The sequence below is a fragment of the Fibrobacter sp. UBA4297 genome (assembly GCF_002394865.1).
Lineage (GTDB): Bacteria > Fibrobacterota > Fibrobacteria > Fibrobacterales > Fibrobacteraceae > Fibrobacter.
Window position 1 is genome coordinate 188,112 of the sequence record NZ_DGUZ01000018.1, and the last position, 22,978, is coordinate 211,089.

A 22,978-nucleotide genomic window follows, 5' to 3' on the forward strand; every position below is an offset into this window, starting at 1 on the left:
TACTTCATTTTGCAAACTAAAGGATGCACTCCCTTTTTTGACAATTTGATAAAATTTGCCACAATGTATTACGACACTCTCCTACTTCACGAAGCCATAAGGCAACTCCTGATTTCGATTAGGCAAAAGCGACGCCACACGCAACACTCTTTATCGCTTGAATCGGGGATTTCCAGGCAGTACATATCCCAGATGGAATGTGGAAAGAAGACTCCTTCAATCGACACACTCTTCCAGCTTTCGATTGCGCTCAAAACAAACATCAGTTCCCTAATGATTGAACTAGACCGATTTTACCAGCGTCTCTTTTGGCAGCAAAACACAAAACATGTAAACAGATTCAAGCATAGCCTGCAAAATGTAGCCGACAGCGAGGAGCTAGCCCGAGAATACATACGAAAAGCGAGAGGCAAGCGCACCCCCTAGCCCTTAACAAAAAGCTTAAAATTTTCTATCTTTTAGAGCTATGGAATGGCAGCGCAATATAAAAACTTTGACAACCGACGAGCTCAAAGCTTGGCTTCGGGACGTTGACGAAAAGCCCTACCGCGCCGACCAAATTCAAAAATGGCTATTCTGCCAGCAGGTGCGTTCTTACGACGAGATGGTGAACATCTCCCCTGCCCTCCGCGAAAAAATGGCAAAACAGTTCACGCTTTGCGGTCTCAAGGAAGACCAGCGTTCTGTTTCTGTCGACGGGACGGTCAAGTGGCTTTTTGAGACCGAAGACGGTCACCATATCGAAACCGTGATGATCCCGGCAAACGGTCGCTATTCCGTTTGCGTCTCGACCCAGGTCGGCTGCGCCATGAACTGCGCATTCTGCCGCACCGCCAAGATGGGATTCACGCGAAACCTCGAAGCAGGCGAAATTCTCGAAGAGATTATTAACGTCAACTGGTACTTGAAAGACAACGGCTTCATGAACGAAGAAGGCGGAGTCGCCCAGGTGACGAACATTATCTTCATGGGCATGGGCGAACCGCTCAACAACCTCGAGAACGTCCACCGCGTCTGCTGCACGCTCCATAACCAAAAACTTTTCAACATGGGCGCAAAGCGCATGACCGTGAGCACTTCGGGAGTCGTCCCGAAGATCAAGGAACTCGTGGACCGCAACACGCCCTGCTGCCTCGCCGTGAGCCTCAACAGCACGAACAACGAGTACCGTTCGTCCGTGATGCCGGTGAACAAGACCTGGCCTATCGAAAAACTTTTGGAGGCGGTTGACGAATACATCCGCCGCACCGATAATTATGTGACGTTCGAGTTCGTGCTCATCCAGAACATCACCTGCACGCCCAAGGCGGCAAAGGAACTCATCCGCATCTGCGCCCCGCGCCGCGTGAAGGTGAACGCCATCGTGCTTAACGACGGCGATGACCCGACGCTCCACGCCCCCACCCCCGAAGAGGTGGAAGATTTTCTCGCCGCCGTGCGAGCTGCTGAAATTCAAATCACGATCCGCAATCCACGCGGTAGGGATATCCTTGCTGCGTGTGGACAATTAGCGTACAAAAAGGAAGGTAAAGAATGTTAACGCAAAACCTCCCGGAATTCTGGGATAATCTTTATGCCGAAGGCAAGGACTACTGGAATTTCAAGAAGGCGACTCCTGCCCTGCTTGAATTTTTCAAGCACCCCTCCTGCCCTGCAGAGGGCTCCGTGCTGATTCCAGGTGCCGGGTTCGGCTATGATGCCGAGGCATGGGCTTTGCGTGGACACGATGTTTTGGCAGTCGACTTTGCGCCGACCGCCGTTGATGAACTGGACCACTTGAGCCGCAAGCATAAGAACTTGCGCTCCCTCGACCTCGACTTGTTCACCCTTTCTCCGAAGGATGCCAAGCGTGGTGGCCAGCAGTTCGATATCATTTATGACTACGGCACGTTCTCGGCAATCCATCCCGGCCGCCGCGACGAATTCTTCGAAGTCTGCTACAAGATGATGAAGGACGACGGCGTGTTCATCTGCCTCATGTACCCGCTCATGAACGGCAAGACCATGCAAGGCCCTCCGCACTGCATGAGCGAAGGCGAACTCATGGCTCGTCTGGACGGCGTATTCGATATTGTTGAACGCATCAAGCCCACGAACAGCATTCCGGGTCGCGAAGGCAAGGAAGAATTCTGGCTCTTGAAGAAGTGCCTGTAATAGTATTAGTTGGCAGAACTTAGATTTTAGAACTTAGTACATTCAATTTGTTAAGCCCGCCAACATTTTAGTTGTCACCCCGGCCTCCGTGCCGGGGTCTCTTTTTCTAGACTTTGCGCTTGTAAAAAATGCACGGAGCACTCCACAGGCGCCCCATTTTTTTGTATTTTTAGCCCAGTTTTTTATAAGGATTTTACTATGGCTAATGATTTATGCCCGTGCGGTTCTGGCAAGGCCTATTGCGATTGCTGCGAACCGATTATTAAGAAGACCACTCTCGCCCCGTCCCCGGAAGCCCTTATGCGCTCCCGTTACACCGCTTATGCCAAGCACGAAATTGCATGGCTCAAGGATTCCCTCGAAGCCACACAGCGTGACGACTTTGACGAACCGAGCGTAGAAGCCTGGAGCCGTCAGTCCGAATGGCTCGGCATCGAAATCAAGCAGACCAAGACCGAAGAAGACAAGAACATCGGCTGGGTCGAATTTGTCGCTCGTTTCAAGCAGGGAAACATCACCCGCAACCACCACGAACTTGGCGAATTCCACAAGGTCGGCGGTGCATGGTACTTCTATGATGGTCGTGCTGTGAAGCAGGAAACCGTCCGTCATGAAGGTCCGGTTGTCGGCCGTAACGACCCGTGCCCGTGCGGTTCAGGCAAAAAGTACAAGAAGTGCTGCGGAGCGAATAAGTAAGAAGTTAAGAGTTCTGAGTTACTAGTTACTAGAATTTCATAACAAGAATTTCTAGTAGCTGTAATCTATAAACTAATAACTTAATAATCCTAGTAACTATCAACTATTAACTAGTAACTAAATCAAATGTTCAAAGTTTTCGTAGATGGCGAAGCAGGTACCACAGGCCTGCAAATTTTCGAGAGACTTGCCAAGCGCAACGACCTGGAAATTATCAAGATCAATCCAGAACTCCGCAAGGACGTGAACGAACGCCAGAAGATGATCAATGAATCCGACGTGACGTTCCTTTGCCTCCCGGACGCAGCGTCCATGGAAAGCGCCGCCCTCTGCACGAATCCGAACACGCGCATCATCGACGCCTCCACGGCTCACCGCGTAAACCCGGCTTGGACATACGGTATGCCAGAACTTTCGGCCGAACAACGCGAAGCGATTTCCAAGAGCAAGCGCATTGCAAACCCCGGTTGCCACGCCTCTGGATTTATCCTCGGTGTGCACCCGCTCGTTGCATCGGGAATCCTCCCGAAGAGCGCTAACCTCGCGGCCTACAGCATCACCGGTTACTCCGGCGGTGGCAAGAAGCTCATCGCAGAATACGAAGCCGAAGACGCCCTCAGCCACAAGGCTGGTGAATCGAAAGCCATCATGGCTCCCGCCCCGTACGCGCTCGCGCTCGCACACAAGCACCTCCCCGAAATGAAGAAGTACTGCGGACTCGAAAACGTCCCGTTCTTCAACCCGGTGCTTGGCCCCTACTACAAGGGTATGGCCGTGACGGTCGCCATCTTCCCGAACATGCTTTCGAAGAAGGTCGGTCCGCAGGACTTGACCGAAATCCTCGCCAAGCATTACGAAGGTTCAAAGTTCGTGAAGGTCCTGCCGTACGAAGCCGCTCCGGTGCTCTTCAACGGCCGCTTGGACCCGACGGTCTGCAACGACACGAACAACGCCCGTATCCAAGTTTTCGGCAACGAAAACATCATGCAGGTCACGACGATTATCGACAACCTCGGCAAGGGTGCTAGCGGCGCTGCTATTCAGAACATGAATATCGCGCTCGGGCTGGACGAAACAATCGGATTGGTTTAATACCAGTTAAATTTCAAAAAGCGCCAAAGCTCCATGAGTTTTGGCGTTTTTTGTTTTTGGAGGTGAAAAATCAGACGTTCCAGGTTAGTATGTAATAATACCCAATTTCAGGCTTATCTAAAACATATGAATAAGATCGATGAGCCAAATCGAAATCTACATTTTGAACTATTTCCTCTTCAGGATTCACTTCAGAAGAAATTTTTTGACGCACAAGAACTGCAGGTTCCAATTTTTCATTCACATATCCAAGTAAAACTTTAAATCGTAACATATCTGTAGGTTCTTCCACCTTATAGCATATTCGCGGTTTTGAATCCGATAACGAGCTTTCAAAAGCGACTCGAACAGAAGAACATTCATTAAAAGTCAAAACCCTATCCAATTTTATCACAATGGTATCATAGGAATCAGAACTCCCAGTCTGTCGAGCACCAACAGGAACAACAGCATCGTTAACGAATACTTTCGGAATATTTTTTCCTCGCCATTTATACTTGTGCTCAATTTTATCTAAAAAGGGAACCTTGGCTTGAATTAATCGCACAACCTCAAATCGAGCAGTCTTTCCATCATCACATACAAATGTACAAAAAGAAGCTAGTCTACGATATTTTCCACTGTTTCTAAAAACGAGCGACTTCAACACAGCTCTATAGATGGCAACAGCAAGAACGGTTATGGCTATACAATAAAAGCCACATACCACAGCAATTGCATAATCTGAACGGACAAAAATAAGGCCTACCCCCACAATGGAGGCAAGCCCAGCAAGAATTCCAAAGGAATTTTTAAAGATTTCTTTCATGACTAAGCTTCGTTATCCATAATTACGCCTCAGTTGCTGAATTATCCTTCTACAATATAGGCTTTTTAAACCGAAAAAACAATACCCACAAATTGGGATTGACCGTAATATAGATTTGACCAATTTCAAAAACAAGGGGTCGTCCGTCGGGCGATTTATTTTGCAAACTACCGTTTGCAAAAATCAAAAGATTTTACAAAAGAGAAGGTGAGCCCGAGGCTAGGCAAGAGAAATTACTGCAATCACCACACAACGCCCTCTTCCCCAAATCGCAAAAATTTCTACATTTTACGTTGAAAATAGGTGATTTCACTGCGTACTAACCACTAACCACTAATCACTGATACATGTTCTTAGACGAAAAAAATATTGAAGTTCGCTCCGGCAGAGGCGGTGACGGCATCTGCAGTTTCCATCGTGAAAAGTTTGTACCCCTCGGCGGTCCCGATGGCGGTGATGGCGGTCGTGGCGGTCACGTGATTTTGCAGGTGAACGAGCAGTACACCACGCTCCTCGACATGGGCAACACGCACATTTACAAGGCAAAGAGCGGTCAGCCCGGTGGCGCCAAGCGCTGCTCCGGTGCATCTGCCGAAGATTTGATTATTAGCGTTCCGCGCGGCACAATCGTCAAGGACGAACAGGGCCATATCCTCACGGACTTGACTGAACCGGGCCAGAAGTGGATTGCGGCTCGCGGTGGCAAGGGCGGCATGGGCAACCAGCATTTCGCAACCCCGAAGGTGCAGGCACCGCGCAAGTGCACTCCGGGTGAAAAGGGCGAAGTCCGCCAGCTGTTCCTCGAACTCAAGCTCATGGCAGACGTGGGTCTCGTGGGCTTCCCGAACGCAGGCAAGTCGAGCCTCGTGAACAAGATTTCTAGCGGCCGCCCGAAAGTTGGCGACTATCCGTTTACGACGCTTGAACCGGTGCTCGGCATCGTTCAGGTGAACGGCCACAGCTTTGTAGTCGCGGACATTCCGGGTCTCTTGGAAGGCGCCAGCGAAGGCAAGGGCCTTGGCCACCAGTTCCTCAAGCATATCGAACGTACGCACACGTTGCTCTTTGTGATTGACGGTTTTGCCGAAAACGCCTACGAACAGTTCAAGGTCTTGAAGGAAGAGCTCAAGGCATTCCACCCGAAGCTTGCCGAAAAGAACTTTGTCGTTGCACTCAACAAGAGCGACCTCGGCATCGAAAACGCCATCAAGGAATTCAAGAAGCACCGCCAGAAAGTGGTCATCACATCGGCTGTTACTGGCGAAGGTTGCGCAGAACTCCAGCAGGCTTTGGACGCTGCAGTACCCCATATGCACAAAAAAAGCATCGGTTGGAGCAAAAAAGCGTAACGGTTGCTTAAAATTATTGTAAATTCTTTAATATGAAGGCGACTCAGTCCAACATAACTAAGAAGGAAATCGTTGATGAAATCGCTTCCCAGACAGGATTTACGCAAGTAAAAACCAAAGTCATCGTGGAAGAACTCATCGACGCGATTTCCAATTGCGTTATCGAGGGCAACAATATCGAGTTGCGTGGATTCGGTCGCTTCAAGAATAAACAGCGCAAGGAACGCCGCACACGGAACCCCAAAACTGGCGAACTCGTGAACATTCCCGCCAAGGTGCGCCCGGTGTTCGAACCCAGCAAGGACCTGATCGAAAAAATCAACAACGTTCCTTTCGACTTAGAAGAGGCTTTTGTCCCTAAAGATGATCAAGAAAGAATCTAGTACGCCCGTTATCCAGAACCGCAAGGCGAACCACCTCTATTTTGTAGATGAAACTTTTGAAGTGGGAATCATGCTCATCGGTTCGGAAGTCAAGTCTATCCGTAACGGCAAATGCACTCTGGGCGAAGCGTGGATTGATATCGACGAAAACAAAGATGAACTCTGGCTCGTCGGTGCGCATATCGATGAATACCTTTTCGCCAACCGCTTCAACCATTTCCCAGCCCGCAGGAGAAAGCTCCTCGCCCACACGCACGAAATCCAGAAGATGCGCAAGGCGAAGGAATTGAAGGGATGCACGATCATCCCATTGAAAATGTACTTTAAGAACCGTATTGCAAAACTCGAAGTAGGAATATGCCGAGGCAAGGATCAACACGACAAGCGACAGGACATTCTCGTCCGCGACGCCAAAATGGAAATGGCTCGCGCCGCCAAGGCTCATCGCTAATTTTAGCTTTACTGCTAGTCGCATCTAGTCTCGCCCTCGCTGCTTCGGCAAGGGTCGATGTGGAGTCTGTCGCCCGCGAAATCAAGGGTTCGTTCCACTGGTATCCGGTACAAAAGACGTTCTCGATTGTTTCTGCGAAGGACACGCTCAAGTTTGCCGTCGGCATTCCGTACATGACGCGCAACGGGCGCACGGTCGATTTGTCGGCAGCGCCGGAGCTCGATAACGGGCACCTGTGGATTGCGGAAAACGACGCCAAGAAAATCTCCAGTAAGGTTGCGGCAGTCCCTGTAACGAAGGTCGAAACCGCACAGCCCAAAGCAAATGAAACTGTGCCAGCCAAGCCGATAGCAAAGCCCGCCGAACAGAAACCTGCACAGCCGGTTGTCGTAAAGCCGAAGGCTCCGAAGCAAGAAATCGCCGGCACGCGCGAAGTCCGCACCATCGTAATTGACCCAGGACACGGAGGCAAGGACCCTGGCGCTTCGGGCAAGAAGTCTCAAGAAAAAGATATCGTTCTCGCGGTTGCAAAGCTTTTGCGCAAGAACCTTGCAGACGAAGGCTTCAACGTGAAGCTCACCCGCAGCAAGGACGTTTTCATTGAACTGCGCCAACGCGCCATGCTTGCAAACCAGTGGGATGGCGACCTCTTCATCAGCCTGCACTGTAACGCCATTGACGCAAGCGAAGAGCGCAAGAAGATTATCCAAGGTTACCAGTTCTACGTGCTGCGCGCACCGGAAAGCGAAGAGGACAAGGCCATAGCCCGTCGTGAAAACGCGGTCGCCACACTCTACGGCGAAAAGAACGCCAAGGACGAACTTTCACCGCTGGAATGGTTCAAGCTTGAGGCCCGCCTCGAGCAGTACAAACAAACTAGTTATCTATTCACGGAAAAACTGCTAGACAGTTTCGATGGCGGAAAAATCAAGAAGATGAACACAGGCGTCGGCGGTGCGGGATTCATGGTTCTCGTAGGCGCAATGATGCCCGCAGTACTCATTGAGCTTGGTTTTATCAGCAACGAAGAAGACGAAGCTTACATGATGAGTAAGGCAGGCCAGCAAGATCTCGCCGACCGCATTGCACAAGCAGTGAGCAAGTACAAGGACGCCGTCCACACCTACCGCGAAACACTCGGAAGATAGTTGGCAGAGCTTAGACCGCTGCGCTCTTAGAACTTAGAATTTCGAAATTAGGCTTTTTATTTCGCGTTTGCAGCCTTTGAATTTTTCTCAATGATTTCAAGGCATTCCGCCAAAATTGCATCGTACTTTTGTTTGTAGCGTTCCGTTATCACGGGCGTGTCATTTTCGCAGGTTTTGGTCTTGGCGATGTAGCCGCTAAACCAGTTTTCTGACTCATAATTCAAGCCATTCGTATATTTAACGTCTCCATTTTCCGTAAAATATGGAGCAAGGTTATATTTTAAAGTTTTATTTTCGCGATCTAAAAGACTTTCTAAATATGCGGTTTGGGATTCCGTCAAGGATGAATCCTTCATCAATTCATTGACTATTTTTTCGTATAATGCTTTTTGCACATCGGCAAGAATATCGACAAACAAAGCAAAGCCTTCTTGTGGACAAGATTCAACTAAATCTTCGGGAACAATTCCATGAGCGTCATTGTACTCTTTCTCGCACGTATAAGCTAGATCTCCATCTATTCTAAAATTTTTATAAGTACTATCATTAGAACATTTCATCTCGTATTTCATACGAGTAGAAGCACAGGGGCCTATTCCATATAATGGAGCGAACTGTTCAATAACAGCTTCACACGACGCTAGTTCGTCTTCCCAATATGTCAAAAGTTTTTCTGATACGGATTGTTTTTGCTCTAAGAAATTTTTTAAATCATTGCAATCGTAGTCTTGAGCACAAATCGAAACTGTATGCCAGGTTCTGGTGCAAGTCACAGAAGAATCGCGAGCCAAAATATAAGTCGGTATTGTAGATGAACTAGAAACACTTGAAGAACTCGATACAGGAGTATCAGAGGAACTCTGTGGCGGCACAATTGTCGAACTAGAAGATTCAAATGATTTCGCGGAGCTTGAGGGTTCAATCTGTGACGAGCTAGACACAGACTCCACCGACGCGCTGGATTCAGTTTCTGAAGATGCAGACGAGAGATTACCCACATCTGCCGATGAATCTGGATTCGCAGCCTGGGCTACTGGAAATTGTGGATTTGAATCAGAACAACTGGCCCAGAAAAGCGATGCGACAGACAAGCAACTCAAACGCCAAAACTTGCGAATATTCATAAAATTTCTCCTTTATTCTCTAATATATAATTTATCATAAAAAATGATTTCAGAAAACAATCAGATGAAAAAAAAACGTTGACATTCCGCCAATAAGAACAACAATCGCAAGCATCATTGCATACAAAAAAAGAACTGTCACTTTCGCAACAGTTCTCTCTAAAAAATAACTGGATCCTTCGCCTTCGCTCAGGATGACGTAAGGCTACTTACGGATTTGCACGGAGTGCTTGTTTACTGCAGGGCGACCGAGCAAGTCAAAGTATTGGAACTTTTTAATGTTCGCCGCCGCCGGTCGGATTTTTCGGATTCCAATCGTTTCTTCTTGAGGATACAGCGGGATAAAGAACATTTCTGTCAAGGTAGACGAATTTTCCTCAGTAAGATGAATTGTTTGGCCCAGAGCCTCGTAAGTAATCTTCACATATTTTTCATCATCAGGGTTGCCGATATGACAGACATTTGGATCTTTTTTATCCAAAAGTACTTTTATAAATTCTCCATTTTTGTACTCAACAAGAGTCTCTTCGTCTTTAAGATTTACATATCCATTAAGCGTGTCAACCTTCCCCGAATTAGATCTATAAAAAGCATAAGGATGCATATCATCAGCGACCTTCATATATTTGACCGTTCCGAAAAGTTCGCCATCGTTATTGATTACAAGCGTAATCATGCCATTCAAGGTATCCGCTTTCTGAGTATAATGGAAAACAGTTTTAACAGTATCTTTCGAATCCATCAAAACAAGACTATCCGGAAGAGAATTTCCAGGCGTGTAATAGTATTTCTTGGACCAAGGCTTTGAATCCGCACCCTCTGCAGGCGCCCTGTAAAGGCTGTCAAGAACATAGTCTTCCGGGACATAATAATCCACCGGCTTGGTTTTGAAATAAGCCTCAAGACAGTTGATGGCATTCGCGTAAATGGAAAGTGCAGCAAGAGAAAAGAGAATTTTTTTGAACATAAATGCCTTTGTAGTTAAAATATTAAATAAAATATAATTATTTTACAATAAAAAAAGAGAACCGTTGCCAAAGCAACAGTTCTCTTTTTGAAATGGAGATTCCCGCTCGGTGGCGGGAATGACATGCAAGACAAGCCGCTCTTTCGTCTCTCGTCTGTAGCGAGCGACGCGAGCGTTCTCTCGTCTAATTATTCAGCGTCCATGTCAGCTTCGTCGATTTCGGCGTTGTGGTAGACTTCCTGAACGTCGTCGTGGTCTTCGAACTTGTCGATGAGCTTGAGGAGCTTGACAGCGTCGTCGTGCCCGAGCTTGACCGGGTCATTCGGGACGTAGCTGAGTTCTGCACTCATCATTTCGATACCAGCATTTTCGAGAGCCTTGGAAACGGCGTCGAAAGCTTCCGGAGAAGTGGAGATTTCATGAACGCCATCTTCGGTGCTCATGTCTTCTGCACCAGCTTCGAGAACGAGGTCCATGATCTGGTCTTCCGGATACTTTTCAGCATCGACGACAATCACGCCCTTGTAGGTGAATGCCCAAGAAACGGAACCGGATTCGCCCATGGAACCGTTGTTCTTGTTGAAGATGTTACGGATTTCAGCAACCGTACGGACCTTGTTGTCGGTCATGCACTGCACCATGATGGCAATGCCTGCCGGGCCGCGTCCTTCGTACAGCGGTTCCGTCATTTCGGTACCGGAGTTAGCACCCGTACCCTTGGCAATAGCGCTTTCGATGTTCTTAGTCGGCAAGCTCTGGCTCTTGGACTTAAGGATTGCAGCACGGAGACGCGGGTTAGCGTCAGGGTTGCCGCCGCCGAGCTTAGCAGCGATGGAGATTTCCTTGATCAGCTTGTTCCAAGCCTTTGCACGAGCGACGTCGGTTTTGGCTTTCTTGCGTTTGGTGGTGGCCCATTTGGAGTGACCGGACATAATTTACCTCTAGTTGTTAAAAAAAGTTGTTAGTCATTAGTTATTAGTTTGTAGTTTAAATAATCGCGGCGTTGCCGCCTAGCTATATCTAAGAACCACTGACCAATGACTATTGACTGATTCTAAGTTCTATTTTCCATTCATCTTGCAGCGGCGTTTCTGCTTGGCTGTGAGCTTGCGGCTAGAACAATCTAGGTCATCGTGCTTTTTAGACTTGAACTTAGTCTTTTCAGCCTTTTCACGAGCCCTGCGGTCCGCCTCTTCCTTAGCCTTGCGTTCAGCTTCGAGAGCCTTAGCCGCTTGGCGCTTCTGCTGCATCTCGACAAGTTTCGTCTTGTCTATAGGTACCGCAGACGCCCTAGTAATTTCACGTTCGTACTTACCGCTCCAGATTTTACCGAGAAGCGAACCAGACTGGAGAGCATCATCTAAAATGCTCTGTGCCCAGCTGTCATTTGCAGGCGGCAAAAGCTTGAACGACAAGTTGCGAATTCTAGTCGGTTCCTCGTCGTAATAAAGCATCATGTCGAAGAAGCCCACGTTGTATTCCTCGCCATCGGAACCGGCAGCAATCTTATCCGGGATGTAGGCGAGCACAGCGTAAAGCGCTCTATCGAAAAGAGCCGTTATAAGGACATCGGAATCTCCACCAGGAGCCTGGACTTCACCTTCCGCAAGGAATGCCCACGGAGCCACATTGACTCGGAGCCTGAACTTGTGGAAACCCTTCTCAGCTTTTTTAAGCTTGATCAAGGCACCAGAGAAAGCCTGAAAATCCGGCTTAATGGAGCCTTCCTGCGCAAACACGAATGCACACGCAAGGAAGATGACCGTTAGAATTTTTTTCATTTCCCTAATCCAATTCGATTAATTTATTCTTAGTTCTTGAAGAACAGAGCCTTGGCAGCTTCGAACATCGGATCCTTTTCGTCCGGGTTGCGGCATTCCGTATAAATACGGACCTTCGGTTCCGTACCGGACGGACGCACGAGCATCCAGGAATCGTCGTCGAAAATAACCTTCACGCCATCGAGCGTGAGAAGCTGCTTCACAATCTTTTCGTTCCCGCCAACCATGACCTTTGCACCCGGCTTAGCGATATCGGCGATAGCGTTGACCTTGGCCTTGAGCGGTTCACCAACGAGGGACTTGTCGACTTCGAAACCAGAACGAGTCGGATAGAAGCGACCATATTCTTCGTACAAAGCGTCGAGGTATTCACCGAGGTTCTTGCCAGTCGTAGCGAGAATTTCGAGAGCGATGAGGAGGCCGAACTGGGCGTCCTTTTCGAGCGTGTTGTTGAGACCAGAAATACCGTCAGATTCTTCGAATGCAACGAGAGCCTTCTGCTTGGCATTGCGGCTGAGCCACGGGCGGAAGTTCTTGAAGCCCACCGGAGTTTCCATCACGGGAACGCCGAGCTTTTCAGCAATAATGTTCACGAAGTTGGAAGTTGCAACGGACTTAGCCACGCAGCCCTGTTCCTTGCGCCAGGTTGCCATGTAGTGGAATGCGATTGCACCGAACTGGTTCATGTCGATTTCGCGAGTGCCGTCGTAGAAACGGATACGGTCGCCATCCGGATCAAAGATTGCACCGAGACGGAACCAGGACTTGCTTTCGTCGAGGACCTTGCGGACCTTTTCGAGGTTCTTGCTGGACGGTTCCGGAGCGATACCGCCGAACAAAGGATCATCTTCGTTGCGGAGCGTGATGAGGCATTCCGGATTGTCGAGGAGAGCTGCCGGACGGCGGCGGGTAGAACCGTGAACGTGGTCACACACGAGCGTGAGGCGGCCCTTCTTGATGAATTCCTTGATGCGGTCGAACTTGATTGTGCCCTGCTTGACGAGGAATTCCTTGTAAATCTTGAGTGAGTCGATAATTTCCCAGTCAACCTTGGAGACCGGTTCGAACTTCCAGGTAGCCATCATTTCGTTAGAAAGCTTGGTGATGACGTTCGTGATTTCCGGACCTGCAGGACCGCCATCTGCCGGGTTGAACTTGATGCCGTTGTAGTGGCTCGGGTTGTGGCTCGGAGTCATGTTGATGGAGCAGGCAGCACCGAGCATTTCGATAGCAGCGGAGAATTCCGGAGTCGGCATTTCACCACCGTAGTAGACCTTCACGCCAGCCTTTGCAAACTGGTCTGCGACAGCTTCGCAGAATTCGTGACCGAGCAAACGGTTATCGTGGCCAACGACCACGCCACGCTTCTGGAGTTCAGCAAAATCCTTGACACCCAGAGCTTCGAAGAGTTCCGGAGTTGCTTCCTTGTACAAACGCACAATAGCAGCACCGACAACCTGCAAGTTGCGGAGCGTGAATTCAGAACCGATTTCACCGCGCCAGCCGGAGGTACCAAAGCTGACCTTAGCCGGTTCCTGGGAGGTCAATGCGACCTGCTTCACGGTTTCAACCAGGTTCATATCGGTAGCCGGGTTGAATTCGGGGGACTGAATCTTTTTCCAAATCTGGGTAATGTTTTCCATAGGGGTTCCTTTGTAGTTTTAACGTCGCAAAGATAGAAATTTAGTAGGAAGTAGGAAGTAGACAGTAGGAAGAAACGCCTAAAACAAGGGGTTACAATTCTTGTAAAAAAAAGACTCACTTTTATGTGAGCCTTGACTTTTACTTGTTTCTTAAATTGCAACGACTACTTCGATTTCAAAGCATCAAGCCTAGCTTTCGCCTCGGCTATTTGCTCAGGAGGCAAGCCCATGGCCTGCATAACGCTAATAGCATCAGCGTGGCCCTCAGTTTTACCTTCCGACTTGCCTTCAGCTTTCCCCTTGGCTTCGCCTTCGGCAATCCCGGCCTCCTTACCCTTGAGGAAATTCTCGGCTATAACGGCATCGTATGCATGCATTTCGTCGAACATGAATTGCTCCATTTTTTTCAAAAGTTCAGGATCAACATTGCTTACCCGCAAGCGGTCCAAAGCGTTCTTGAGAAGCGGGTCTTCCGATTCGGGGACTTCAAGCGGGCCCCTTGAAATGAGCCTAAGCCAGAAATCTTCACGGGAGTTCACGCCCTTGCGAAGCTTCAAGAACTTCACCAAATCGACAATAATATATTTATTTTTCGGGAACAACGGCAAGGCCGCTCCCATCTTCACATCATGTTTGCTGTATAGCGTCCATGTATCCTTGTAAATTTCCCTCGGCTCCAAAATCGGGAATCTGCAAAGCCAAATGGAAACGGTTTCAGGCACCTCGTAATAATGAGCCTTCTTTTCCTTTTCGGACATCGCAAGAAACCGTTCCGAACGATTGTAGTCATGCTTGCCACGTATCGTTAGATACGCGTTGTAAAGTTGCATACGGTCCAAGAAGAACGGATGTTCGCGGTTTTGCAGCTCTATATTCATAAAGCGGCTGTCACGCGTCGCCACCCACACGTCAAGACGCATAGGTTCATCCCCCGGCATAAACACATCGATATACTTTTCGAATGCATAGCTGAGGTCGACAATTTCGTGATCATGGTCGAGTTCAAGAATACTGTTCAGCAGGTCACGAATCGTGTCCTTGTCATCCAGCAAGGCGCGGAACGTCGCTGGATAATACGGGAGCAAGTATTCTACGCCATCTGCGTTTTTGACGATGTACGGTTTTGTCAACAAAGACTTATTTTCATTTGCCATTTGCATGTCCTTATAACGGCAAGGAACATCCCCGCCCGTTATATCAACACGCTTTTGACGCCTATTTGGCCCAAAACTTTTTTGAAAGTCGAGTAAAATGATTTTAACACAGACAACAAAACAATTTCGGATAAAGTTAATTTTTCAGCATCAAGCCGGGGCGTTACGGGCCGGCGTCTGAGGCCCCGTTCGAGGGGGTAGCGGAAGACCCGGAGGGGCTGAAGCGAGGGGGATCCCTCCCCCACCTAATAGAAATAATCTGTCGCCAACAAAATCACCGATGAGGCTATTTCGTTACCTTTGCAAAACGGAGCAATTTCAATAACAATTTACTGCCTACTGCCTACTGCCTACTGCCTACTTTTATATATTTAGGTTACTATGCAAATTACAAACGCTTCTCAACTTACTGGTGTTTTCCCCGCGTTGTTCACCCCGCTCAAGAACGACGATCCTAAGAACCTTCGCAACTCCATCGACTACAAGAAGATGGGGCAGATGATTGACGATGTTATTGCAGCTGGTGCTAGTGGTGTGCTCCCCGCCGTGACGACGGGCCAGAGTGCAACGGTCTCTCCGCAGCAGCACTTGGATATCATTAAGTTCACGCTCGACTACGTTGACGGTCGCGTTCCTGTGATTGCAGGCGCAGGCTCCAACTGCACGCGCGAATCTATCGAGATGATTGAAAACGTTTTGAAGATTGCTCCGGTGGCGGTCCTCTGCGTTACAGGCTACTACAACAATCCGCCGCAGGAAGGCTTGCTCAAGCACTACCAGACGCTCAGTAGCGAAACGGGTGCAAAGATTGTTATTTACAACGTTCCGGGCCGTACATCCAGCTATGTCCATCCGGACACCTTGATTGCTCTTGCCGAAGACAAGAACATCATCGGTCTCAAGCAGGCGGTTGAATTTGGTTTTGGCGAAAAGTTCCACGAAGACACGATGCGCGTCATCAAGGAAACAAAGGGCAAGGACTTCGCTGTGATGAGCGGTGAAGACGGTCTCTTTGCAGACCTCCTCGAAATGGGTGGTACCGGTATCGTGAGCGCAACGGGCAACATCCCGGAAGCTTGCAAGACTTTCGTTGACCTCTACAAGGCTTTCCAGGCTGGCGACAAGGACAAGGCTCACAATTTGCAGAAGGCTGCTCGTGACTACATCGACGCCACGTTCTGCCGCAAGAACCCGATTCCTCTCGGAACGCTCTTCAACAGCCCGTTGTTCCAGCCGCTCGTGAGCGTGAAGGACACGGCTAACGGTGCTGACGCTGTTGCCCGCATCATGAAGCTCATCGACGAGAAGGCAACCAGCTTAAAGAAGTATCATGAATAAGTTGGTAGAACTTAGTTGGCAGAACTTAGATATAATCGCTAGGTTCTAAGATCTAAGTTCTAAAATCTAAGTTCTATAATTCAGGAGAATCACAATGGCTAAGAATGAAAAATCCGTTACCGACTTGGTCTGCGAACACATCAAGAAGCAGAAGCTTCTCCCGATTCCGGTGCAGACTCTGAACGAAGAAGCCGAAGCAACTCGCTACTTTGGCGGCGACCTCAAGGAATTCTTGGCAGCAGCCAAGACTCTCGGCGCAAAGGGAATCTTCGTTGAAACACTTTATCTGGAAGACGACGAATTCTACTACGACAGCGGCATCGACGATGAAGAATACCTCGCCATGAACGGTGCTGATGGTAGCTGCACTTGCTGCTGCGGTGACAACTGCGACTGCAAGAAGGGCGACAAGAAGAAGTCCAAGAATGGTTCGACAAGCACACCAACCGAAAAAGACGACAAGGTCGATGGCGTGTTTCTTGAACCGGAAGACCTCGACGGTCTTGATCTCTCCCTCCTCCGTCCTGAAATTGCAAAGTTCCTCGACCGCGTTGGCGAATGCTGCGGCGTGCGCTTGACGGTTCCGGGTGTGGACCACCTCGAAGTCGAAATTTTCGCGGACTGGTATGACGAATTCGCTGAGCTCGTGGACGAAGCTTCTGAAATCATTGAAGAAGATCCGAACGGCGCTCTCGAACAGGTCGAAGCCATGTTCAAGGAAGCTGAAAAGGCTGCTAAGGAAGAAGACAAGAGCGTGAAGAAGATCGCTGCTCATCCTCCTAAAAAGAGTGCAAAGTCTAAGAAGTAGTCTTTGACTTTAGACAAAGTATTGACGCGAATTTCTTTTCGGGACTCGCGTTTTCTTGTGCGTGAGACGCGCGGCATCCCCCCCAAAAAATTTCGCGACATTTCCGACGTTCGCAAGCATTTCACAAAATTTATTCAACATGCAAAAAACGCTCCCCAACGGAGAGCGTTTTTACAGTCTTTAGGAGGAGAGACTTGTTACTTCACAGAGAAGCGCTGCATGTAAACGCCTTGCTTCACCATGTAGATGCCAGCATTCTTGAAGTTAGTCTTAAGCACTTCATTTACAGAGGCACCGGCATCGACCTTCATGTTGCCGAGATAACGGCCCTGCATGTCAAACACCTGGAAATTACCACTCTTGAGTTGCATTTTGTGTGCGACCGGAAGAGCTGTCGTGCTGCTAGAAGATTCTACCTTTTCAGAAGAGCTAGACACCGGTTCATCCTTTGCCACGTAGACCTTTGCATGCGGGAAGTCTGCCGTACCAGAAACGCCACCGCCATTGCTGCCCGCTTCGCCGAGCACCTTGGCTTCGTAGAGCTTACCCATCGTCATGCCAAGTTCTTCCCACTTCTTCATGTGAGCGGAAATGTTGATGACGCCACAATCACGAGCTTGCTTACGGACGCTGAAATACTGGTAGAACTCGACGTTGCCACTAGACTTGATTGCAGGACCTGTACGAGTGTTGCGATAAACATCGTATTCGGCACCGTCAATCGTGAATGTACCATACTTCTTGTTGCCAACCCAGTCACCCGGGCGGTACTGGCTCAACCAGTTATCGACCACATAGTATTCCACCAACTTGCTCTGCGTTCCCGGCACGCCTTCCATCCAGCCATAGACACCCACGTAGGAGTAGTCAGCGCCATTAACATTCTGCTTCACGAGCTTGTATTCAGCAAGCATATCGCCATCAAGTTCCTTGTAGGTCTTGTCGCTATTGAAGGACAGGCCCGAACGGCAGAGATAGTCACCAGCGTTCTGGAAAGAGCAAGACATAGAGCCATCGGAATAGAACGTTGCCGAACCGGACGTTGCACGGTCATACCAAAGTTCATAACCAATTCCGTTGATGGAGCCCACCTTGTTGCCGTTTTCGGTCTTCTTATCGCCAGTGTGCTGAGCATCCTTGCAGAATTCAGTGCTGACAACAGGACCAACGCCGCTACCCTTCGAAGAGCTGGACTTTGGCGTTACTGTAGAAGAGCTGGACTTCACAGAAGAGGAAGAAGCCGGATCAGAGCCGTTTTTCACATAGACCTTGGCATGCGGGAAATCCATACGACCATTGCGGACTTCACCATTGACGTTACCCGCTTCACCGAGCACCTTGGCTTCGTAGAGCTTACCCATGGTCATGCCCATCTTTTCCCACTGTCTCATGTGTTCGGAAATGTTGATGGTACCGCAATCGCGAGGCGAGGTACGCACGCTAAAATACTGATAGAACGTAACGTTGCCCGAGGATTTAATTGCAGGACCGGTACGAGTGTTGCGATAAACTGTATAGGTACCACCATCAACCGTAATGGTTCCCTTTCGTTCATTACCAATCCAGCTACCAGGCATATCATTGGCAAGAGTGTTATCAATCACATAGTATTCAACCAACTGGCTAGGCGTTCCAGAAACGCCTTCCATCCAGCCGTAAACGCCAATGTAAGAGTACCCAACGTTCTGGGCCGGGCTCTTCACAAGCTTGAACTCGGCAATCATGTCGCCGCCAAGTTCCTTATAGGTTTTGTTACTGCCAAGGGAAAGACCAGCACGGCAGAGATAGTCCTTAGCGCCCGTGATGCTGCAATCCATGGAACCGTCGCTATAGAACGTAGCGCTACCGCCATGACCATTTTCGTCCCAAAGTTCATAACCGATATCACCGATTTTACCGACTTGGTTCGAAGAAATTTTCACGGATTGACCGGAATGCGACGAGTTGCTGCAGAAATCCTGAGCAAAAGCAGTCGTCGCCATTCCCAAAGCCATTGCGAAAACAACGCTAGACTTGGTCACACTAAATGTTTTCATATGATACTCCTCACATTTTAGTTATGCTGAACATAATATATGAGAGTCAGATGAAAAAAGACCTACATTAAACAAATGTTTGTTGTTGAAAAAAACAACGACAATAATTTTACATTATACGACCGCTCGCCTCGCTCTCACAACCACTCCAGTTCAAAAGAACTGGGGCTTTGTTGCTCACGGCACGCCCGCTCGGCATAAAAAAAGCCCCTTCCCGGGAACTCCAGGAAGAGGCTAAAACGACTTTTGGGAACAAAAGTTCCGCTTTTGTAAGGTTTATTGATTATTCTTCCGTTTCAACCGGTCCGACGTCCTGCTTTTCAGCATCGTCCTTGACAACGGAATCGTCATCGACTTCTACGCCCTTAACCTTGTCGAAAGTTTCCTTGGCATCGGCGCTATCTTGTTCGATATCTTCGACGCTCGGGAGTGCAGTTGCATCCTTCACGACATCGCCATCGCGCAGCGTGATTGCCTTGACGCCCTGGGCATTGCGGCCCGTGAGGCGGATATCGGCAGCCTTGATGCGGATGACCTGACCGTCCTTACTTGTGATGATCAAATCGTAATCGTCAGCAACGCTTTCGACGAACACGGCGGCACCAATCTTGTCTGTAACGTTCAAGTTGCGGACCCCCTTGCTACCACGGCGGGTCACACGGTAAGAACCCGGTTCAGAACGCTTGCCATAACCCTTTTCGGTGATGGTCAAAATCTTGTTGCCGGCCTTGAGCCACAGGAGCGAAATGACTTCGTCGCCTTCGGCGAGCGTAATGCCCTTCACGCCGTGCGTGCCACGGCCCATAGCGCGGAAGCAGCTAATCGGGAACGTGACGGCCTGACCGTTCTTAGTCGCAATCATCAAAAGATCCTTCGGAATCGGGCGGTTAGCGAATTCTTCGGCATCGCCAGATTCTTCTTCAGAAGCATCGGTTGGTGAGCCAGCCGAATCAGTCGAACCATCGTCGGTTGGTGAGCTCGTCGAACCATCAACGGCTTCTGCGGAATCATCGTCAGAGGCGTTCTTGCTCGCTTCGTATTCTTCAGCAGACATGCCCACGAGCTGGACCTTCACAAGTTCATCGTCTTCGTCGAGGCTAATGGCATTGACGCCAGCCTTGCGCGGACGGCTAAAGAGCGTGAGGTCCATCTTGTTGATGATACCCTTCTTGGTGGCAAACACGAGGCAGAAGTAGCCACCGAACTTGCGCACCGGCACAATCGCCTGCACCTTTTCGCCTTCGGTGAGCGCCACAAAGTTCACAATCGGACGGCCCTTGCCATTGCGGGCACCTTCCGGCAAGCGGTAGACCTTCGTCCAGTAGACACGGCCCTTGTTCGTAAACACGAGCAAATAGCTGTGCGTGCTAGCCGTGAAGATCTGCTCCACGTTATCTTCGTCCTTGAGGCCTGCACCGATGATGCCTTTACCACCGCGGTTCTGAGCCTTGAACGTGTCAATCGGCAAGCGACGGATATAGCCTTCCTTACTGAGCGTGATGACCTGTTCTTCTTCGGCAATGAGGTCTTCGTCATCGCTATCGTCAATAGCTTCGCCAATCGTCGTACGGCGTTCATCGCCATACTTGGCCACAACGGCATCGAGCTTTTCGAGCATGATGGCAATGCGGCGTTCGCGTTTTTCCAAGATGTCCTTCAAGTCAGCAACTGTTGCAATGAGTTCGTTGTATTCGGCTTCCAACTTTTCGATATTCAAGCCGACCAACTGGGCAAGGCGCATGTCAACAATTGCCTGAGACTGGATTTCGTCGAGCGAGAAGCGATCCTGCAAGCTCTGCTTTGCTATTTCGGTCGTCTTGCTCTGGCGAATAATCTTCACGACTTCGTCGATGTTCTGCGTTGCGATTCGCAAACCTTCAATGATGTGGAGGCGAGCTGCAGCCTTCTTCAAATCGAACTGCGTTGCACGCGTAATCACATCGAGGCGGTGGTCAATGTAGACCTGCAAAAGATCCTTGAGCGTAAGGAGCTTCGGGAGGTTATTGACGAGTGCCAAGTTGTAAATGCTGAACGTCGTCTGGAGCTGCGTGTACTTGAACAAGTTATTCAAGACAACTTCACCAACTGCATCACGGCGGAGTTCAATCACAATGCGGATGTCGCGGCTCGATTCATCGCGGATGTCCGTAATACCGTCGACGCGCTTGTCGCGGACGAGGTCTGCAATCTTCTTGCAGAGTTCGGCCTTGTTCACCATGTACGGAATTTCGGTGACGATGATACGCGGTTTGCCCTTTGCATCCGTTTCAATTTCGGTACGGGCGCGCACACGCACACGGCCATGACCCGTGAGGTAAGCTTCACGAATACCAGAACGGCCACAGACAATAGCGCCTGTCGGGAAGTCCGGGCCCTTCACATATTCCATGAGGTCTTCGCCAGTCAAGTCTGGATTTTCAGCCAAAGCATGGATAGCGGCACCGACTTCGCGCAAGTTGTGCGGAGCCATATTCGTCGCCATACCTACTGCAATACCCGATGTTCCGTTCACAATCATGTTCGGGAGCGCAGACGGGAGCACCAGCGGTTCTTCGAGCGATTCATCGTAGTTCGGGCCCATGTCGACCGTCTCTTTTTCGAGATCTTCGAGCATAAGGGCGCCAAGGTTATTCATCTTAGCTTCGGTATAACGCATGGCAGCCGGGCTGTCACCGTCGATAGAACCGAAGTTACCCTGACCAAACACCAGCGGATAGCGCAACGAGAAATCCTGCGCCATACGAGCAAGAGTATCGTAAACAGCAACGTCACCATGCGGGTGGTACTTACCGATAACATCACCCACGATACGGGCGGACTTGACGGTTCCCTTGTTCGGAACCACGCCCAGCTTGTGCATACTGTACATCACACGACGGTGCACGGGCTTAAAGCCATCGCGCGCATCCGGCAATGCACGAGCGACAATAACGCTCATCGAGTAGCGAAGATAGCAGTCCTGCATGTCTTGTTCGACAAGACTCTTGAACTGCGATCCAGGTACCATTTCTTCTGACATTAGTTAACCTCAAATAGTGGTTAGTGGTTAGTGGCTAGTGGCTAGGTTACAGGTGTTAGGTTGTAGGAGGTAGGCGAATAATCTTTTTGCTACGCAAAAGCTCTTTAAAGGGCGGCGAAGCCGCGATTATAAATCCTAAGACCTAATACCTAAACCCTAATACCTTTCTCTACCATTCACCTCCCGCTAACATTTCATTTATCACTTCCAAACTTTCTTCATCGGTCTGGTCTATGCGGTGCGGTGTGATTGTCGCATAGCCCTTATCTAGCAAGTTGTCGTCCGAACCCTCAGGAGCCATCGACCACAGCTTTTCGCCATCCAAAAACCACAAGCCATCCTTGTGATCGTAGTGGTCGGTAAACATACCACGGTCCATCGTACAAGCCTTAAATCCAAGGAATTCATCGTCTTTCACTTTCGGGAAATTCACATTCCAGAAGACACCCTTGGAAATTTTCTTGAACAGGTTCTCAGAAACAATCTTGCGTGCAAAATCAATCGCCACCTGCAACAGGTTGCCTTTCAATCCTCGGAGAGAAAGCGCCACCGCAGGCACGCCCCAAAGGGCCGCTTCGCGAGCTCCGGCAACCGTCCCCGAATACAGCGACGACACACCGGAATTTTCACCCACATTGACTCCCGAAAAACAAACATCAAAGCCTTCGGGAACAATCGTGTTATCATCAAGGCCGTAATTGGTAAAATGCCCCACGGCAAACTTTACGCAGTCTGCTGGAGTGCCCGAAACCGAGTAAACCTCGTACGGCAACTTCGCCTTCCCCGGGACCGCTTCGACATGCAGGACGCGCAGCCCGCGACGAATCGTAAAGGCGTGACCGACACCACTCTGCTCGTCTTCGGGCGCAAAAACATAGACATCGGAAACCTCACTCAAAGCAAGAGCGAGAGCATGCAAATTGACACTACCAACACCATCGTCGTTAGTGATCAATACCCTAGTTTTCCGTAATTTATCCATTTATATGCAATTTAGAAAAAAGGGGGGTAAAATTGTTTCAAAATC

Annotated in this window: 21 protein-coding genes; 11 read left to right on the forward strand and 10 right to left on the reverse strand. The window is 49.4% G+C overall.

Annotated elements, in window-relative coordinates; genetic code table 11:
- Positions 1-63 precede the first annotated feature (63 nt).
- The 5 genes from B3A20_RS10630 to argC all read left to right on the forward strand — a co-directional run bounded on the left by B3A20_RS10630 (position 64) and on the right by argC (position 3,942).
- On the forward strand, positions 64-426 hold the full coding sequence (locus B3A20_RS10630) for a helix-turn-helix domain-containing protein (RefSeq protein WP_290764537.1): 363 nt from the start codon (positions 64-66) through the stop codon (positions 424-426).
- Positions 427-466: 40 nt separating this feature from the next.
- The gene (gene rlmN, locus B3A20_RS10635) at positions 467-1,540 is read left to right on the forward strand and encodes a 23S rRNA (adenine(2503)-C(2))-methyltransferase RlmN (protein WP_012820178.1); all 1,074 of its coding nucleotides are present in this window, start codon (positions 467-469) and stop codon (positions 1,538-1,540) included.
- Positions 1,534-2,154, forward strand: a complete 621-nt coding sequence (locus tag B3A20_RS10640) for a methyltransferase (RefSeq protein ID WP_173356641.1) — start codon at positions 1,534-1,536, stop codon at positions 2,152-2,154. Before rlmN ends, B3A20_RS10640 begins: the two co-directional genes overlap by 7 nt.
- A gap of 198 nt (positions 2,155-2,352) precedes the next feature.
- Entirely contained in the window at positions 2,353-2,850 is a 498-nt protein-coding gene (locus B3A20_RS10645) for a YchJ family protein (protein ID WP_012820180.1), read from the forward strand.
- Positions 2,851-2,976: 126 nt separating this feature from the next.
- Complete coding sequence (gene argC, locus B3A20_RS10650; protein WP_290764544.1) at positions 2,977-3,942, forward strand: N-acetyl-gamma-glutamyl-phosphate reductase; 966 nt, start codon at positions 2,977-2,979, stop codon at positions 3,940-3,942.
- Positions 3,943-4,012: 70 nt separating this feature from the next.
- On the opposite strand, the gene B3A20_RS10655 is transcribed toward argC, so the two are convergent.
- A complete protein-coding gene (locus B3A20_RS10655) occupies positions 4,013-4,750 on the reverse strand; it encodes a hypothetical protein (protein ID WP_290764546.1) in 738 nt (245 codons plus the stop codon).
- Positions 4,751-5,097: 347 nt separating this feature from the next.
- Here B3A20_RS10655 and obgE point away from each other — a divergent pair, with 347 nt between their 5' ends.
- Genes obgE through B3A20_RS10675 form a run of 4 tightly spaced genes read left to right on the forward strand, consistent with a single transcriptional unit; the run spans position 5,098 to position 8,081 of the window.
- Complete coding sequence (obgE, locus tag B3A20_RS10660; RefSeq protein WP_012820189.1) at positions 5,098-6,099, forward strand: GTPase ObgE; 1,002 nt, start codon at positions 5,098-5,100, stop codon at positions 6,097-6,099.
- 32 nt (positions 6,100-6,131) lie between these two features.
- Positions 6,132-6,482, forward strand: a complete 351-nt coding sequence (locus B3A20_RS10665; RefSeq protein ID WP_012820190.1) for an HU family DNA-binding protein — start codon at positions 6,132-6,134, stop codon at positions 6,480-6,482.
- The gene (smpB, locus tag B3A20_RS10670) at positions 6,463-6,933 is read left to right on the forward strand and encodes an SsrA-binding protein SmpB (RefSeq protein ID WP_012820191.1); all 471 of its coding nucleotides are present in this window, start codon (positions 6,463-6,465) and stop codon (positions 6,931-6,933) included. The genes B3A20_RS10665 and smpB overlap by 20 nt, the downstream gene beginning before the upstream one ends.
- Positions 6,934-6,992: 59 nt before the next feature.
- Positions 6,993-8,081 (forward strand): N-acetylmuramoyl-L-alanine amidase, encoded by a 1,089-nt coding sequence (locus B3A20_RS10675; RefSeq protein ID WP_290764550.1) that lies wholly within the window; start codon positions 6,993-6,995, stop codon positions 8,079-8,081.
- A 56-nt stretch (positions 8,082-8,137) separates the two neighbouring features.
- Here B3A20_RS10675 and B3A20_RS10680 read toward each other — a convergent pair whose 3' ends face one another.
- From B3A20_RS10680 to B3A20_RS10705, 6 genes are all read right to left on the reverse strand, one after another.
- Positions 8,138-9,205: a hypothetical protein gene (locus B3A20_RS10680; protein ID WP_290764552.1), complete on the reverse strand. Its 1,068-nt coding sequence runs from the start codon at positions 9,203-9,205 to the stop codon at positions 8,138-8,140.
- A gap of 205 nt (positions 9,206-9,410) precedes the next feature.
- On the reverse strand, positions 9,411-10,172 hold the full coding sequence (locus tag B3A20_RS10685; RefSeq protein WP_290764555.1) for a hypothetical protein: 762 nt from the start codon (positions 10,170-10,172) through the stop codon (positions 9,411-9,413).
- Positions 10,173-10,360: 188 nt separating this feature from the next.
- Positions 10,361-11,104 carry a YebC/PmpR family DNA-binding transcriptional regulator gene (locus B3A20_RS10690; protein WP_073424666.1) on the reverse strand — a complete coding sequence of 248 codons (744 nt, stop codon included), beginning with the start codon at positions 11,102-11,104 and terminating at the stop codon, positions 10,361-10,363.
- A gap of 129 nt (positions 11,105-11,233) precedes the next feature.
- The gene (locus B3A20_RS10695) at positions 11,234-11,953 is read right to left on the reverse strand and encodes a hypothetical protein (RefSeq protein WP_290764558.1); all 720 of its coding nucleotides are present in this window, start codon (positions 11,951-11,953) and stop codon (positions 11,234-11,236) included.
- 29 nt (positions 11,954-11,982) lie between these two features.
- Positions 11,983-13,596, reverse strand: a complete 1,614-nt coding sequence (locus B3A20_RS10700) for a phosphomannomutase (RefSeq protein WP_290764560.1) — start codon at positions 13,594-13,596, stop codon at positions 11,983-11,985.
- 164 nt (positions 13,597-13,760) lie between these two features.
- Positions 13,761-14,750 carry a PD-(D/E)XK nuclease family transposase gene (locus B3A20_RS10705; RefSeq protein WP_290764563.1) on the reverse strand — a complete coding sequence of 330 codons (990 nt, stop codon included), beginning with the start codon at positions 14,748-14,750 and terminating at the stop codon, positions 13,761-13,763.
- A 381-nt stretch (positions 14,751-15,131) separates the two neighbouring features.
- Between B3A20_RS10705 and dapA the strand changes: the two genes are divergently transcribed.
- Both dapA and B3A20_RS10715 read left to right on the forward strand, forming a co-directional pair.
- Entirely contained in the window at positions 15,132-16,088 is a 957-nt protein-coding gene (gene dapA, locus B3A20_RS10710; protein ID WP_290764565.1) for a 4-hydroxy-tetrahydrodipicolinate synthase, read from the forward strand.
- A gap of 94 nt (positions 16,089-16,182) precedes the next feature.
- Complete coding sequence (locus tag B3A20_RS10715) at positions 16,183-16,896, forward strand: hypothetical protein (RefSeq protein ID WP_290764567.1); 714 nt, start codon at positions 16,183-16,185, stop codon at positions 16,894-16,896.
- 197 nt (positions 16,897-17,093) lie between these two features.
- On the opposite strand, the gene B3A20_RS10720 is transcribed toward B3A20_RS10715, so the two are convergent.
- From B3A20_RS10720 to surE, 3 genes are all read right to left on the reverse strand, one after another.
- Positions 17,094-18,932, reverse strand: a complete 1,839-nt coding sequence (locus B3A20_RS10720; RefSeq protein ID WP_290764569.1) for a glycoside hydrolase family 11 protein — start codon at positions 18,930-18,932, stop codon at positions 17,094-17,096.
- A gap of 283 nt (positions 18,933-19,215) precedes the next feature.
- Entirely contained in the window at positions 19,216-21,951 is a 2,736-nt protein-coding gene (gyrA, locus tag B3A20_RS10725) for a DNA gyrase subunit A (RefSeq protein WP_290764572.1), read from the reverse strand.
- 169 nt (positions 21,952-22,120) lie between these two features.
- A complete protein-coding gene (gene surE, locus B3A20_RS10730; protein WP_290764574.1) occupies positions 22,121-22,906 on the reverse strand; it encodes a 5'/3'-nucleotidase SurE in 786 nt (261 codons plus the stop codon).
- Positions 22,907-22,978 lie beyond the last annotated feature (72 nt).

What these genes read in the sequence shown, in the direction of transcription:
- B3A20_RS10630 (WP_290764537.1), top strand. Translation starts at nt 64, where the DNA reads ATGTATTACGACACTCTCCTACTTCACGAAGCCATAAGGCAACTCCTG.
- rlmN (WP_012820178.1), top strand. Translation starts at nt 467, where the DNA reads ATGGAATGGCAGCGCAATATAAAAACTTTGACAACCGACGAGCTCAAA.
- B3A20_RS10640 (WP_173356641.1), top strand. Translation starts at nt 1,534, where the DNA reads ATGTTAACGCAAAACCTCCCGGAATTCTGGGATAATCTTTATGCCGAA.
- B3A20_RS10645 (WP_012820180.1), top strand. Translation starts at nt 2,353, where the DNA reads ATGGCTAATGATTTATGCCCGTGCGGTTCTGGCAAGGCCTATTGCGAT.
- argC (WP_290764544.1), top strand. Translation starts at nt 2,977, where the DNA reads ATGTTCAAAGTTTTCGTAGATGGCGAAGCAGGTACCACAGGCCTGCAA.
- B3A20_RS10655 (WP_290764546.1), bottom strand. Translation starts at nt 4,750, where the DNA reads ATGAAAGAAATCTTTAAAAATTCCTTTGGAATTCTTGCTGGGCTTGCC.
- obgE (WP_012820189.1), top strand. Translation starts at nt 5,098, where the DNA reads ATGTTCTTAGACGAAAAAAATATTGAAGTTCGCTCCGGCAGAGGCGGT.
- B3A20_RS10665 (WP_012820190.1), top strand. Translation starts at nt 6,132, where the DNA reads ATGAAGGCGACTCAGTCCAACATAACTAAGAAGGAAATCGTTGATGAA.
- smpB (WP_012820191.1), top strand. Translation starts at nt 6,463, where the DNA reads ATGATCAAGAAAGAATCTAGTACGCCCGTTATCCAGAACCGCAAGGCG.
- B3A20_RS10680 (WP_290764552.1), bottom strand. Translation starts at nt 9,205, where the DNA reads ATGAATATTCGCAAGTTTTGGCGTTTGAGTTGCTTGTCTGTCGCATCG.
- B3A20_RS10685 (WP_290764555.1), bottom strand. Translation starts at nt 10,172, where the DNA reads ATGTTCAAAAAAATTCTCTTTTCTCTTGCTGCACTTTCCATTTACGCG.
- B3A20_RS10690 (WP_073424666.1), bottom strand. Translation starts at nt 11,104, where the DNA reads ATGTCCGGTCACTCCAAATGGGCCACCACCAAACGCAAGAAAGCCAAA.
- B3A20_RS10695 (WP_290764558.1), bottom strand. Translation starts at nt 11,953, where the DNA reads ATGAAAAAAATTCTAACGGTCATCTTCCTTGCGTGTGCATTCGTGTTT.
- B3A20_RS10700 (WP_290764560.1), bottom strand. Translation starts at nt 13,596, where the DNA reads ATGGAAAACATTACCCAGATTTGGAAAAAGATTCAGTCCCCCGAATTC.
- B3A20_RS10705 (WP_290764563.1), bottom strand. Translation starts at nt 14,750, where the DNA reads ATGGCAAATGAAAATAAGTCTTTGTTGACAAAACCGTACATCGTCAAA.
- dapA (WP_290764565.1), top strand. Translation starts at nt 15,132, where the DNA reads ATGCAAATTACAAACGCTTCTCAACTTACTGGTGTTTTCCCCGCGTTG.
- B3A20_RS10715 (WP_290764567.1), top strand. Translation starts at nt 16,183, where the DNA reads ATGGCTAAGAATGAAAAATCCGTTACCGACTTGGTCTGCGAACACATC.
- B3A20_RS10720 (WP_290764569.1), bottom strand. Translation starts at nt 18,932, where the DNA reads ATGAAAACATTTAGTGTGACCAAGTCTAGCGTTGTTTTCGCAATGGCT.
- gyrA (WP_290764572.1), bottom strand. Translation starts at nt 21,951, where the DNA reads ATGTCAGAAGAAATGGTACCTGGATCGCAGTTCAAGAGTCTTGTCGAA.